Origin of the sequence: Larkinella sp. C7, from assembly GCF_006149005.1 — a bacterium.
In the GTDB taxonomy this organism is placed as follows: domain Bacteria; phylum Bacteroidota; class Bacteroidia; order Cytophagales; family Spirosomataceae; genus Larkinella.
Genome location: NZ_VBSL01000003.1, coordinates 644,187 through 657,774, shown reverse-complemented (window position 1 = coordinate 657,774; position 13,588 = coordinate 644,187). Strand labels below are relative to the sequence as shown.

General features: G+C 52.9%; 10 protein-coding genes. All 10 read left to right on the top strand.

Annotated features, from left to right (window positions below; all coding sequences use genetic code 11):
• The first annotated feature begins 24 nt into the window (after positions 1-24).
• Complete coding sequence (locus tag FH871_RS10860) at positions 25-1,386, top strand: lipopolysaccharide biosynthesis protein (protein ID WP_138991447.1); 1,362 nt, start codon at positions 25-27, stop codon at positions 1,384-1,386.
• A 22-nt stretch (positions 1,387-1,408) separates the two neighbouring features.
• A complete protein-coding gene (locus FH871_RS10855) occupies positions 1,409-2,731 on the top strand; it encodes an oligosaccharide repeat unit polymerase (protein WP_138991446.1) in 1,323 nt (440 codons plus the stop codon).
• 81 nt (positions 2,732-2,812) lie between these two features.
• A complete protein-coding gene (locus FH871_RS10850) occupies positions 2,813-3,967 on the top strand; it encodes a glycosyltransferase (RefSeq protein WP_138991445.1) in 1,155 nt (384 codons plus the stop codon).
• A 32-nt stretch (positions 3,968-3,999) separates the two neighbouring features.
• A complete protein-coding gene (locus tag FH871_RS10845; protein WP_138991444.1) occupies positions 4,000-4,734 on the top strand; it encodes a hypothetical protein in 735 nt (244 codons plus the stop codon).
• 112 nt (positions 4,735-4,846) lie between these two features.
• Positions 4,847-5,653 (top strand): class I SAM-dependent methyltransferase, encoded by an 807-nt coding sequence (locus FH871_RS10840; RefSeq protein ID WP_138991443.1) that lies wholly within the window; start codon positions 4,847-4,849, stop codon positions 5,651-5,653.
• A 123-nt stretch (positions 5,654-5,776) separates the two neighbouring features.
• Positions 5,777-7,681: an asparagine synthase (glutamine-hydrolyzing) gene (gene asnB, locus FH871_RS10835; protein ID WP_138991442.1), complete on the top strand. Its 1,905-nt coding sequence runs from the start codon at positions 5,777-5,779 to the stop codon at positions 7,679-7,681.
• Positions 7,678-9,855, top strand: coding sequence for a bi-domain-containing oxidoreductase (locus tag FH871_RS10830; protein WP_138991441.1), 2,178 nt, complete (start codon positions 7,678-7,680; stop codon positions 9,853-9,855). Before asnB ends, FH871_RS10830 begins: the two co-directional genes overlap by 4 nt.
• A complete protein-coding gene (locus tag FH871_RS10825; protein ID WP_138991440.1) occupies positions 9,852-11,411 on the top strand; it encodes a heparinase II/III family protein in 1,560 nt (519 codons plus the stop codon). Before FH871_RS10830 ends, FH871_RS10825 begins: the two co-directional genes overlap by 4 nt.
• A complete protein-coding gene (locus tag FH871_RS10820; RefSeq protein WP_138991439.1) occupies positions 11,408-12,655 on the top strand; it encodes a glycosyltransferase family 4 protein in 1,248 nt (415 codons plus the stop codon). Before FH871_RS10825 ends, FH871_RS10820 begins: the two co-directional genes overlap by 4 nt.
• Positions 12,588-13,583, top strand: a complete 996-nt coding sequence (locus tag FH871_RS10815; protein ID WP_138991438.1) for an NAD(P)-dependent oxidoreductase — start codon at positions 12,588-12,590, stop codon at positions 13,581-13,583. Before FH871_RS10820 ends, FH871_RS10815 begins: the two co-directional genes overlap by 68 nt.
• Positions 13,584-13,588 lie beyond the last annotated feature (5 nt).

The window sequence follows — 13,588 nt, the reverse complement described above, 5'->3', positions numbered from 1 at the left end:
GTAAAATTTGTAGACCGAACTGCGATGTTGCACCGTGTTTTACAGTCGTTGAGGGCGAGCGCATTCAGTCAGGCCAGTCAAATCCTGATTCAGTTCGTCAGTGTACCCATCCTGATTCACGCCTGGGGATTGGTTTACTACGGCGAGTGGCTCTTGTTGTTCACGATTCCGTCGTATCTGGGGCTGAGTGACGCCGGGCTGACGTCGGCGATTTCCAATGAATTACTCATTCAGGTAAGCAAAAAAGAGTACCCGAAAGCCGCGAGGCTCCTCGGCAATGGCATGACGTCGATCATCGGTTTTGGCGTCCTCGCTTCGGCTTTTCTGGCGGCCGCTCTTGAACTTTCCAATTTTACCATCTGGCTGAAAATCAACCAAATTCAGGCATCGGAAGCCCGTTTTATCCTCCTCATTCTGATGATCTACGTGATGCTCATTCTCCAGCAGGAATTGATGAGCACGGTTCCCCGGGCGGAAGGCGACAATGCGACGGGGCGCATCTGGACGACCATCACCCGCTTGCTGGAATTCGCGCTGGTGGTCATTCTCGTCACCGTAGGCTACCAGGCCCTGGCGGTCGCGCTGGGGTATCTGGTCGTTCGCGGACTGAGTTGGGGAGCCATGTTTTTCTATTACCGACACCGGTATCCGTGGGTGAGCCAGGTGAAGGTCGGTTTGTTTCCGCTGGCCGAAATCCGGCACCTGCTCAGTCCGTCACTGGCTTTTTTGGGATTTGCGCTGGCGAATTCCATGATCTTGCAGGGCAGCACCCTGCTGATCGGTTTTTTCATGACCCCGGTCCACGTTGTGATTTATACGGCCCTCCGCACGCTGAGCAATTTTATCAGACAGATCATGAACCTGCTCACCTCAGCCATCTGGCCGGAACTGACGCGGGCGTTGATTGCGAACGATTTTCCCAGAGCGATTATACTCCACCGCCGGGTTTGCCAGATCGCTTTCTGGACTTCGCTGGTGTTGCTGTTCATCCTGGAAACAACCGGCGGACCCATTCTATCGGTCTGGACCAAAGGTGCCGTTCAGCCCGTCCAACCGGTGTTCACCCTCCTTTTGCTGGCGACGCTGCCCTATAGTTTGTGGCTGACGAGTGCCACCATTGCGATTTCCGTCAACCGTCACCAAACCATTGCCCTGAATTTTGTATTGAGCAGTTTATGCACGCTGGTGGCGGCAACCTGGCTAATTCCCCGCTACGGATTATCGGGGATGGCCATTGGCTTATTGATTGGCGATTGCTTCATGCTTTTCCCGGTTTTTCGGAATAGTCTTCAGATTCTTCTGGAGGAGCGTATCGGGAAGTTAGTCCCGGCCATTGTGACCGATTTCGGGTGGATAAACAAACTTCAAAAACAACCAGGACGATGATTTTTAAAGATACAAAAACGATATGATTTGGGTTTATGCACTGACCAGTCTGGCCGTTTTGGTCGTGGGCTTTATCAATGCCCGGCATCTGGGGTCCAGTCAGATGATTCCGTTCAGAATAAGCGTGGCACTTCTCATCATTTATTGCGTACTAACGCCGGCTTACTTTTACGCAACAGGCCGGAAAACGATTGTTGGCGATCAGGGTTTATTTATGTTTACCGGAAAAGACATTACCGGTTATTATGAGAAAGGAATGCTGTTTCACCTCATTGCCAATGTCTTTTTCGTGTTTGGCTTTGCCTGGAAACGGTATTCGAATCCCATTGAAAAATTTGAAATAGAACCCCGGAACTATGCGGTTCTGCGTAGGAAAGTAATCTGGTTATACAGTTTTTTCTTTTCTATTGTTCTGATGGATCTTGTTTTCAGCGGGATCAATCCACTCGCTCTGTTAACCGGCGTTTCTGATGAGGAAATATTTGGCAATGAAAACTCGACCCGCTCATTCTACTTTCGGAATTGCGCCGACTGCGTGGTATCAACCCTCATCATTTATGCTTTTCTACAGGGGAAAGCGTGGAAATTAGCCCTTTTAATCATTCCAGCCTTCGTCTTGTTTGCAATAATGGGCTTTCGGTATCGAATGATCATTACCATATTGGGCATAATCATTGTTTCGATCGCGAATTCATCGTCCACTTTTAACATCCGAAAATGGCTTTTTATTGGTACCAGCGTAATGTATTTTATCTTTTTCATCACGTATAACCGCTGGAATTTTATTGCAGGTCAATTCAGTGAATTAACGTATGACCCATCGGAATTTAACTACGAACTATTTTTTGACCAAACGCATCAATCGTTGAATGATTACAATCTGATTCGGTATTATGAAGAAAACCGGGAACTGAAGCATGATTACGGCCTAACGATGTTTGGCTATATTTTCATTAAAGCAATACCAAAATTCTTTTTCAAAAATGGGGAAAAACCTTACCCTCCACCAGCATTGGCCATTGTAAACGACTCACTTGAATTCCCACCTTCATGGCCAAAAACGGGCGAAACCACCATGCATTATGGTGGATTTTATGGAGCATTTGGGTGGTTTGGCGCCATGATCATGCCTTTTTTATTAGGGTTTGCTATCCATTATTTTTCCAGTAAAAACCCATCCATTAATCCTGTAGGTTTTTTAAATCAAATCGTTATTTCGCTGGCCTTATTTATGTTTATCAGTCGAGGTTATCTTCCTCAGTTTTTAGATAATTTCGTTTACCTTTCGTTACCGGTTTGGTTACTAAGCAAGTCAATAAAAAAAGCTTCTCATGCAATTTACTAACGATGGTGTACACTAAACGGTACATGCTTAGCACACGAACCGATCAGATTAATGGAAACATCCCTGTAGTTCTGATTTATCATGAATCTGCTTATCAACGCTTTTAATCTCGCTTCGGCTGGTGGGCTCACGGTAGCACTGAACTTTCTAAAGAATATTCAGAAGCTGAAACGCGAAACCGACTCCATTCATGTAGTCGTTCCACAGGACTGTGGCTACGAAGCGCTGAAATCGGGTGGTTTACACATTCATTTTTTGCCTAAATCGTTGAATAGTTGGCTTACCCGTCCCTACATGGATGCCATCTGGTATCCGGACTTGGTAAAGCAGGTCAATCCGGATGTGATCTTCACGATGGGCAACTTCCCCTCGCCCGTACAGTGTAAACAAGTGGTGCTGCTGCATTTGTCACATCTCGCCTACCCGAATGACAAGGTCCTTTGGGAAAAATTAGGCCTTCAAATCCTCCTGAAAATCAAATTGCGTACCTGGGTTTTCAAACGACGACTTCGTTTTGTCGATGTTCTGCTCGTGCAGACGCAAACCATGAAAACCCGGATGAACCAACTTTATGCCCATTTGCCGCCGACCCGGCTTTTTCCGAATGCGTATACCTTGCTGAACAGCCGGACCCCCTACGAACTACCGACCAAAAGACAGCCCGGCCTGACGTATCTCCTGTGTCTGTCCCGGTATTATTTACACAAAAATCTCGAGATTCTCGTCGAGGTTGGCAGGTTGATCAAAGCAAAGCGCTTGCCTTACCGGATTTTTCTCACCATCGAAGCCCGGCAACATCCGAAAGCGGAACGGCTTTTGCAAGAGATTTTCAGCGAATCGCTGGAAGACATCCTTGTGCCAATTGGCAATGTACCCACCGATTGCATCGCGTCGGTTTATCAACAGGTTGACGGCTTACTGATGCCAACCTTGCTGGAATCTTTTTCGGCCACTTACGTCGATGCCATGCACTTTGGCGTTTCTATTTTCACCTCTCAACGTGATTTTGCCGAAGAAGTCTGTGGTGAAAGTGCCTATTATTTCGATCCGCTTTCGGCCCAAAGCATTGTCGACACAGTTCACGCCGGGTATTCGAACGAAACCCTGCGGCAACGCAAAATTACCGAGGGACGTCGACGCTCAACGACTTTACCCGACTGGCCGGAGGTCAGCCGAACGTGTTGGGAATTACTGGTATCTCTGGCCGAAAACGAGCAAATAAACGTAAAACAATGAACTGAATCCAAACTGTCCTCCGCTTGAAAACCATGATGCTGATCAAAACCCTCCGGCACTTTCGTCCGCTCGTTCTGCCCCTTATCGGAATAACCGCCTTTCTTTTTCTGGATGCCTGCCAGCCGTCCACCACCGAACCCATCGCATCCGGTTACGACTACCAACCCCTGGAAAAAGGCAATTACTGGATTTATGAAGTGACAGAACAGCAATTTGCCCTCAATGGCAGTTCAACGACCCAAACGTATCAGTTGCGGGAAACCATCACGCATTCGTACGCTGATGCAGCCAACGCCGACCCGACCGGCAGCGCCACCTTTCGCGTGGAACGCCACCGCCGATTGAACGACAGCCAGGCCTGGCAACCCGACTCCGTCAGCAGTATTCGGATTACTGACAGTCAGTTGATTAAAACCGAAAACAACCGTTCCTATGTCAAGCTGGTGTTTCCGCTCATCGACCTGTTTCAGTGGAATGGCAATGCCTTCAACACGGACGGAGAAGACCTCTACCAACTCAAAAATACCGCCAAACCGTTCAGCGTTCTGAGCAAACCGTTCCCTGAAACCGCCACCATCGTCCAGCAAAACGACTCGACGCTGGTGTCACAGGACAAGCGACTGGAAATCTACGCGCGCGGGGTTGGCTTGATCTATAAAGAAAAAGTACAATTGCAATTCTGCTCTTCAACGCCTTCGTGTGTTGGAAAAGCCCAGATTGATTACGGAATCCGGCAGTATTTTCGCCTGCGCGCCTACGGAAAATGAAACCGTGGTGTGCAGGTTTCGTTTCTCGCCCATAGAATGGATGTTTTTCTACAGGAACGCCCCTCTGCTTCTGACGATATTTGGTTTAGGTACCGGATCAAGAACCGTCAAGATGAATGCGAAACAACAAGTTCACGATTTCTGGAATGAGGCCTCCTGCGGTGAAGACTTATACCTGAAGGGGGAAACGCTTCGTCAGAAATACCATCAGCAGGCCAAAGAACGATACGCACTGGAACCGTATATTGCCGATTTCGCTGATTTTCAATCCTTTGCCAATCAACAGGTTCTGGAAATCGGGGTGGGTCTGGGGGCGGATCACCAGCAATTTGCAGAAGCCCACGCCAACCTGCACGGCTGCGACCTGACCGAACGGGCCATTGCGCACACCCGCGAACGATTGGCCTTGTTCAGTTTGCGCTCGGAACTGCGGGTCGCTGATGCCGAAAACCTTCCGTATGCTTCCAATACGTTTGATCTGGTGTATTCGTGGGGTGTTATCCACCACAGCCCGGATACCCAGCGGGTTGCGGATGAAATATTCCGGGTTTTGAAACCCGGAGGGCTGGCGAAAGTCATGATCTACCACAAACACAGTTGGGTGGGCTACCTGCTCTGGCTGCGGTATGCACTCGCCCGGGGGAAGCCCACAACCGATCTCGCAGCCATCTATGCCAATCACCTGGAAAGCCCCGGAACCAAAGCCTACAGCAAGGCCGAAGCACAGCAGTTATTCGCCCAGTTTCGGCAGGTTTCCATCAAAACCGTCTTGACCCACGCCGACTTGCTGAATTCGCAAGCCGGTCAGCGGCACCGGAGCGGGCTGCTCACCATCAGCCGCTGGCTGTATCCCCGCTGGCTGATCAGAACGTTTTTTCCGGGACATGGGCTGTATATGATGATTTCCGCCCTTAAATAAGCACTCAGATAAAGTCCGTTGATTGTTCAGGTTTATAGTTACCATTTAAATCATTGAATGCCAATACCGTATCTAGCTGATTACCACTATAAACCATGAACTTTAAACCGGTCTACTCCTAGTATGTGTGGCATTGCGGGCATCGTCAGTACTTCCATTCCGCCGTCCGTCGACCTCCAATCGACCATCCGCCACCGCGGGCCGGACGGGGAAGGTATTTTCAATGCACCGGGAATCCAACTGGCCCATACCCGTCTGGCCATCCTGGACCTGTCGCTCAATGGCAGGCAACCGATGCAAACCGCCGATGGTCGCTACGTCATTGTTTTTAACGGCGAAATCTACAATCACCTCACCCTTCGGGCGTCTCTGTCCGACCGCTATATCTTCCGGTCGTCGTCGGACACCGAAACGCTACTGTACGGTTTTGCAGCTTACGGAACGGCGGTTTTCAGAAAACTGAACGGAATTTTTGCCTGCGCCATTTTCGATACCGTCACGCGACAACTGGTGCTGGCCCGGGATCAGTTTGGCGTAAAACCGCTGTATTATTACCACAAAAACGGGTTGTTCCTCTTCAGTTCGGAACTAAAAACCATTGCGGCCTATCCCGGTATTGATAAAAGCATCGACTATCCGGCGCTCGTCAACTACCTGCATTTTCTGTACTCGCCCGGTATGCAGACGCCTTTCCAGCACGTCAGCAAGCTGTTACCGGGTCATTTGATTCAGTTGTCGATCGACGAACCCGCTTCGATCTGCCTCAAACGATATTACGACCTGCCTTTCCGGGGCACCTATTCCGAACAATCCGAATCCCAGTTGCTGGAAGAACTTGACGAGCGGCTTTTCTGTGCCGTAAAACGCCAGTTGCAATCCGATGTCCCCCTGGCTTTTTTTCTGTCCGGTGGCCTGGACTCCAGCCTGGTCATGGCGATGGCCAAACGGGCACATCCCAACGAGCGGCTGACCGGTTACACCATTCGCACGGCGTTCCGGAACGGGAAATTCGAGGGCTTTGAAAACGATTTGCCGTATGCCCGGCAGATGGCCGCCCACTTAAACGTCGATCTGGTGGAAGTGGATGCCAATGTAGACATCGTCCGCGATTTCGACCAGATGATTTACCACCTCGACGAGCCGCAGGCCGACACCGCCCCTTTTAACGTCCTGAATATCTGCCGGGAAGCCCGCAAAAACGGGCATACGGTTTTGCTGGGCGGAACAGCCGGAGACGATGTTTTTTCGGGTTACCGGCGTCATCAGGCCCTCAGTATGGAGCCGTTTCTGAACCGGATTCCGCTCGCCGTGGGCCGGTTGCTGAACCGCACCATCAGCCTCGGCACCAACGATGCGCCCCTGCTTCGTCGGCTTCGGAAATTAACGGCTGGTATGGGCCAGCCCCAACACGAACGAATGGCCGATTATTTTGCCCGCCTGCCCCTTGCCACCAACCATAACTTATTCGAAAGCACCATCGGAAAAACGCTGCACGGGCACCAGCCCAGCCATCAGTTACTGGCGGCTCTTGAGCGGATTCCTGACGAAAAAAACCTGCTCAACCAATTACTATTCTGGGAGTTATCGTATTTTCTGCCGGATCATAACCTGAACTACACCGACAAAATGAGCATGGCGGTCGGGGTCGAAACCCGCGTGCCATTTCTCGACACCGAGCTGGTGGAGTTCAGTACCAAGCTGCCGCCCTCGCTGAAAATGCACGGGCGAACCACCAAATACCTGCTTCGAAAAGTAGCCGAGCGGTATTTACCGCAATCCGTCATCTACCGCCCCAAAACCGGCTTCGGAACACCCCTGCGCGATTGGCTCCGCACCGGCCAGTTGAACGAAATGCTTCAGCGGTATCTCTCCGAAGAAAGTCTGCGGAAACGGGGTATTTTCGATCCGGTAGCCGTACACCAGCTAATTCGGGATAATCAAAATGGAAAGCTCGATGCGTCCTATTCCATCTGGGGATTGATGGCCATAGAGTCCTGGTTCCGCCAATTTGTAGACCTCAACGAATGAAACAACTTATTCTTCACCTGAAAACGGGGAACACCCTACTGGAAGACGTACCCGCCCCACAAATTCGACGCGGGCAGGTGCTCATTCAAACGCGCCGGACGCTGGTTTCGCTCGGCACCGAACGCATGTTGGTGGAATTTAGCCGGGGCAGCCTGATTTCGAAAGCCCGCCAGCAACCCGACCGGGTGAAGCAGGTGCTGGAGAAAATCCGTACCGACGGCCTGATTCCAACCCTGGAAACGGTTTTTAATAAACTGGATCAACCGCTGCCGCTGGGCTACTGCAACGTTGGCGAGGTGGTGGCGGTTGGGGAAGGCGTCACCGATTTAGCCATTGGCGACCGCGTTGCCTCCAATGGCCACCATGCCGAAGTGGTTTGCGTTCCGCGGAATCTGGTGGCGCGCGTGCCCGACCGTGTCAGCGACGACGAAGCGGTTTTTACCGTCATTGGTTCCATCGGTTTGCAGGGCGTCCGGCTGTTGAATCCAACGCTGGGCGAAACCGTGGTGGTCGTTGGCCTGGGGCTGATCGGGTTGCTCACGGCCGAACTGCTCCGGCTGAACGGATGCCGGGTGATCGGACTGGATGTAGACGAAAAAAAGCTGGAACTGGCCCGCAGCCGGGGGGTAATTGCCCTGAATCCGGCGGGTGGTACCGATGCCGTGAAAGCCGTTCTGGCGCTCACCCAGGGCGTTGGCGCGGATGGCGTCGCGATCACAGCTTCGGCCAAAAGTGACGAACTGATTTCGCAGGCCGCCCGCATGAGCCGCAAACGCGGACGCATTGTGCTCGTGGGTGTCATCGGCCTCAACCTGAGTCGCGCGGAGTTTTACGAGAAAGAATTGACGTTTCAGGTTTCCTGCTCCTATGGCCCCGGCCGGTACGACGACCTATACGAACAACAGGGTGCCGACTATCCCCTTCCGTTTGTCCGCTGGACGCAAAACCGCAACTTTCAAACCATTCTGCAACTGCTGGAAACGGGTCAACTGGACGTCAAACCGTTGATTACGGAGGTGGTTCCGTTCGGGAATTTTGACCGGATTTACCGCGAAATTTCCCACTCAGCATCCATTGCGTCGCTGCTGAGTTACCCGGAAAAACGGGATCTGAAACCGGTAATTCGATTGCGGGAAAGTCGGTACGAAGGCGCTGGAACGACGGTCGCGGGCCTGATTGGTGCCGGTAATTTCACGAGTGCCGTCCTGTTGCCCGCCCTGAAAGAAACCGGTGTCCCGCTAAAAACCATTGCCAGCGCCAACGGACTGAATGGGACGTTACTGGCCAAAAAATACGGTATTGCGCTCAGTACCACCGACTACCGGGAAGTGCTGGACGATCCGGAAATCAATCTGGTGGTCATCACCACCCGCCACCAGCAGCACGCCCGGATGACCCGCGAGGCTCTGCTGGCGGGCAAACACGTTTTTGTCGAGAAACCGCTCGCCATCTACGAAGACGAACTGGAGCAACTGGTGGAGGTGCATCAGCAAACCGACAAAACGGTTCTGGTGGGTTTCAACCGCCGGTTTTCGCCCCACGTGCAGAAAATGAAAACACTCCTGGGCGGTTTGGCATCCGGCGATGTTCCGATGAACGTCATCGCCACGATGAACGCGGGTTTTATTCCGGCCAGTTCCTGGGTGCATGATCGGGTCGTGGGCGGAGGACGAATCCCGGGCGAAGCCTGCCATTATGTCGATCTGATCACGTTTCTGACCGGCAGCCGGGTGGTGGCGGTTTGCATGAATGCGATGGGACGGCAAACCTCCGAAACGAGCGATTCGGCCTCCCTCCTGCTGCGGTACGAAAATGGCTCGACGGGCGTTATCAATTACTTCGCCAATGGCAGCAAAGCCTACGCCAAAGAACGGTTCGAGGTGTATTCGCAGGAACGGACGCTGGTTCTGGATAATTTCCGGACACTAAAAGGCTACGGTTTCAAAGGCTTTTCCGACTTGTCGACCCAACAGGATAAAGGCCACAAAGCGCAGTTTCAGCGACTGGTAGAGCAGGTGCGCACCGGCGGAGAACCGCTGATTCCCTTCAACGAACTGGTCAATACCACCCGCACGATGCTGGCCGCCCTCCAAAGTTTAAAAACCAGACAGTGGGTGGAAGTCGCCACCGGCGTTAGCGTGACTCAACCGACAGAACCGTCTCCTATTCTATGAAAAACTGGCGGCTTTATTGGAACACCATCCGGTATTTGCGGACGCGGCAACTGCTTTATCAGTTGGTAAACCGCTTGCGTTCAAAACCGTCACTGACCTTAAAAACCGTTCCGCCCGTTACTCATTTTCTGGCATTTACAGCCCCTGATAAACCGCAGCGTCTGACTGGACAAACGTTCACATTTCTGAATCAGTCCGTTTCGTTTCCAACGGAGGTCGACTGGAATTATACAAAAAACGGAAAGCTCTGGCTGTATAACCTCAATTACTTTGATTTTCTGAATCAACCCGGTCTGGACGTTGAGCAGGGTCTCCGTTTGATCCGGCAGTTTATGCGCCAGTCGACGGAGTTGAACGGCGGTCTGGACCCCTACCCGGTTTCGTTGCGCATCATCAACTGGATACGTTTCCTGTCGCATCACCAACTCCGGTTATCCGACATCGACATTCATCTCCAGGCGCAGGTTCGGCTGCTGCAAGGCCGGCTGGAATACCATCTTTCGGGAAATCATTTGCTGGAAAACGGGTTCGCTTTGCTGCTGGGGTCGTTGTATTTTCAGGATCGGCGCTTGTACACAAAAGCCATTCACCTCGTCCAATCAGAATTAACGAAACAACTTCTGCAAGATGGCGCGCATTACGAACGCAGCCCGATGTACCACCAGATTATCCTGGACCGGTTGCTCGACACTTGCCAGGCCCTGCAAAAAGACGACTGGCATGCCGATCGCGATGCCGACGGTTTTCTGCTGGAACGGGCCCGGCGGATGCTGGACTGGCTGGTGACGATCACCTTTTCAAACGGAGCAATCCCGCTGATGAACGATGCCGCCGACGAAATGGCACCCACCACCGCCCAGCTTCGCGCCAAAGCCGAACAAATCGGGATCAAACCGCAACGCACTGGTTTATCAGACAGCGGTTTTCGCCATTTCCTGACGCCGAAGTACGAAATCGTAGCCAACGTAGGCACCATCGGGCCGGCTCATCAGCCGGGTCACGCACACGCCGATGCCTTTCATTTTGAGCTTCAGGTCCACGGTCAGCCGGTTCTGGTGGATAGCGGCACGTCCACCTACGAAATCAATGCCCGGCGGCAATGGGAACGCAGCACGGCGGCCCACAATACCGTGCAGGTTTTCGATGCCGATTCGTCGGAAGTCTGGGGCGGTTTTCGCGTGGGACAGCGGGCAACGGTCACGGTCCTGGAAGAAACGCCCACCCTCATCCGGGCGCAACACGATGGGTTTCAGCACCTCGGCCTCCGTCACGAACGTCAGTGGGTCGTGGCTCCTGATCGATTGACGATCATGGACCGGATCGACGACGGGCCAACCGCCGTGGCCCGCTTTTATTTGGCACCGGGAGTTCGGCCGCTGGTGGTGAATCCGAATCGCCTGCGCTTCTCCTGGGGCAACATGGAGTGGCAAAATGCGCTCGAAGTTAGCCAGAAAGCCGTTCAGGTTACCCGGCAGTTCAACCAGCTAACGCCGACGCTGGTGATCGAGGTTCAGTTCAAAAAAACAGTACGGACGATAATTACCTGTGTGGAATGAAAATTGTCTATTTTTATCAGTACTTCTCAACGCCAAAGGGTTCCTGGGGAACCCGCGTGTACGATTTTGCCAAACAATGGACGGAAAAAGGCCATTCGGTCACCGTTGTCACCAGCATTTACGCGAAGTCGGATTTGAAGACCAGCCGCTGGACCGAGGAACAAATCATTGACGGCATCCGGGTGAAAATCCTGAACCTCCGCATCGATAACAAACAGTCTCCGCTTCGGCGCATCTGGACCTTCCTCGCCTTTTCAATCTGGTCGAGCTGGTATGCCCTGACGTTGCCCGCCGATGTCGTTGTGGCTTCTTCCGGTCCCATTACCGTGGGCATTCCCGGTTTGGTCGCCCGGTATTTGCGGGGGCGGAAGCTGGTTTTCGAAGCCCGGGATCTGTGGCCCGACACGGCCATTCTGATGGGCGCGTTGTCCAATCCGGTTCTCCAGAAACTGGCATACCGGTTTGAGCGGCTCTGCTACCGGGCCGCGCACCTGATCGTTGCCCTGTCGCCCGGTATTCAGCAGAACATTGCCCGGCGCTACGGTTTCAACCACAGCATTTCCATCCCCAACGCGACCAACCTGGATCTTTTCGGCACACCCATCGCCGACGTTCCGTTACCCGCGTCGTTGTCTGGTAAAAAAGTCGTCATTTACACGGGAAACATCGGCGCCGTCAATAATTCCACCCTGCTGTTCGAAACCGCCAAAGCCTTGCGTCAGCGAGCCGACATCGTGATGCTGCTCATTGGTGACGGACAACTGAAGCAGGAACTTCTGGCAAAACAGCAACAGGAGGCCTTACCCAATTTCTTTATTTATGATTTAATGCCTAAAAATGAATTGGTTGCCTACGTCCAGCAAGCCTGGTTAGCCATTGTTCCCCTCAAACGTGCGCCCCTGCTCGACACCTCTTCGCCAAACAAACTGATGGAAGCCCTGGCCGCCGGAACACCGGTCCTTCAGACCACCGATGGCTGGATAAAAACCTTTCTGGAAGAACACCAGTGCGGTTTCACGTTCAGTTCGGATGATCCGGCAGCCCTCGCGGCATTACTCATTTCATTGGCCGACGACCCCACCTGGCGTCCGGCCATGAGCCTGCGGGCATCGGCCGTCGCCCGGCGTCTGTTCGACAAGAACCAGTTAGCGACCGACTATTTAACCACTTTAACCAATGTCTGCCAATCCAAGCCCCACGCCACCGACCGCCTTACTGACCGGACACAATGGATTTCTGGGTAAATACCTGGCCCGAAGTTTGACAGAAACCGGATACCGGGTTTTAACGTTGGGACGAACCGAAGGCGCAATTCGCACCGATCTGGCAACCCAACAACCGGACCTGTCTGGAAATGCCATCAACCTGGTGGTTCACGCGGCCGGGAAAGCCCACAGCCTACCACGCAGTACGGAAGAATCCCAGGCTTTTTTCCAGGTGAACCGGGATGGCACCCGTCGGTTGCTGCAAGCGCTTGAACTGTTGAAAAACCGGCCCGACGCCTTCGTTCTCATCAGTACCGTGGCGGTCTATGGGTGCGAGACGGGGGAAAAGATAAGCGAAGAAGTAGCTTTGAGCGGGAAAACACCGTATGCCGAAAGCAAAATACAGGCCGAGGAAGTGGTGCAAACCTGGTGCGCGCAGCAGGGCGTCCGGTGCTGCATTCTGCGATTGCCCTTGGTTGTCGGTGCCGAAGCGCCCGGTAATTTAGGAAAAATGGAGCAGGCCATTCGGCGTGGGCGCTATGCCCACATCGGTGCCGGTTCGGCCCGACGAAGTATGGTGCGCGCCGACGATGTGGCCCGAATAATTCCGAAAGCCGCCCAGACCGGCGGAATCTACAACCTGACGGACGGTATTCATCCGTCCGTCAGGGAATTGGGGGACGCCCTGGCCCGGCAGATCGGCCCACGAAGGATTCCGACGGTTCCAATCGGTTTTGCCCGGATTTTGGCCCGACTGGGCGATGGCATCAACGGGATGATCGGGCGGAAGTTTCCCTTCGACTCAATTGCCTTAGAGAAAATGACGGGCTCCCTCACTTTTTCGGATCAGTTGGCCCGGGAAAAACTAGGCTGGCAACCGCGTTCGGTCCTCTCTTTTTTCGCTCCGGATTCGGACATTGACCGTAACTTTGTCCAACCCGCTGATAAACGGGAACAGACCTATTAACCATT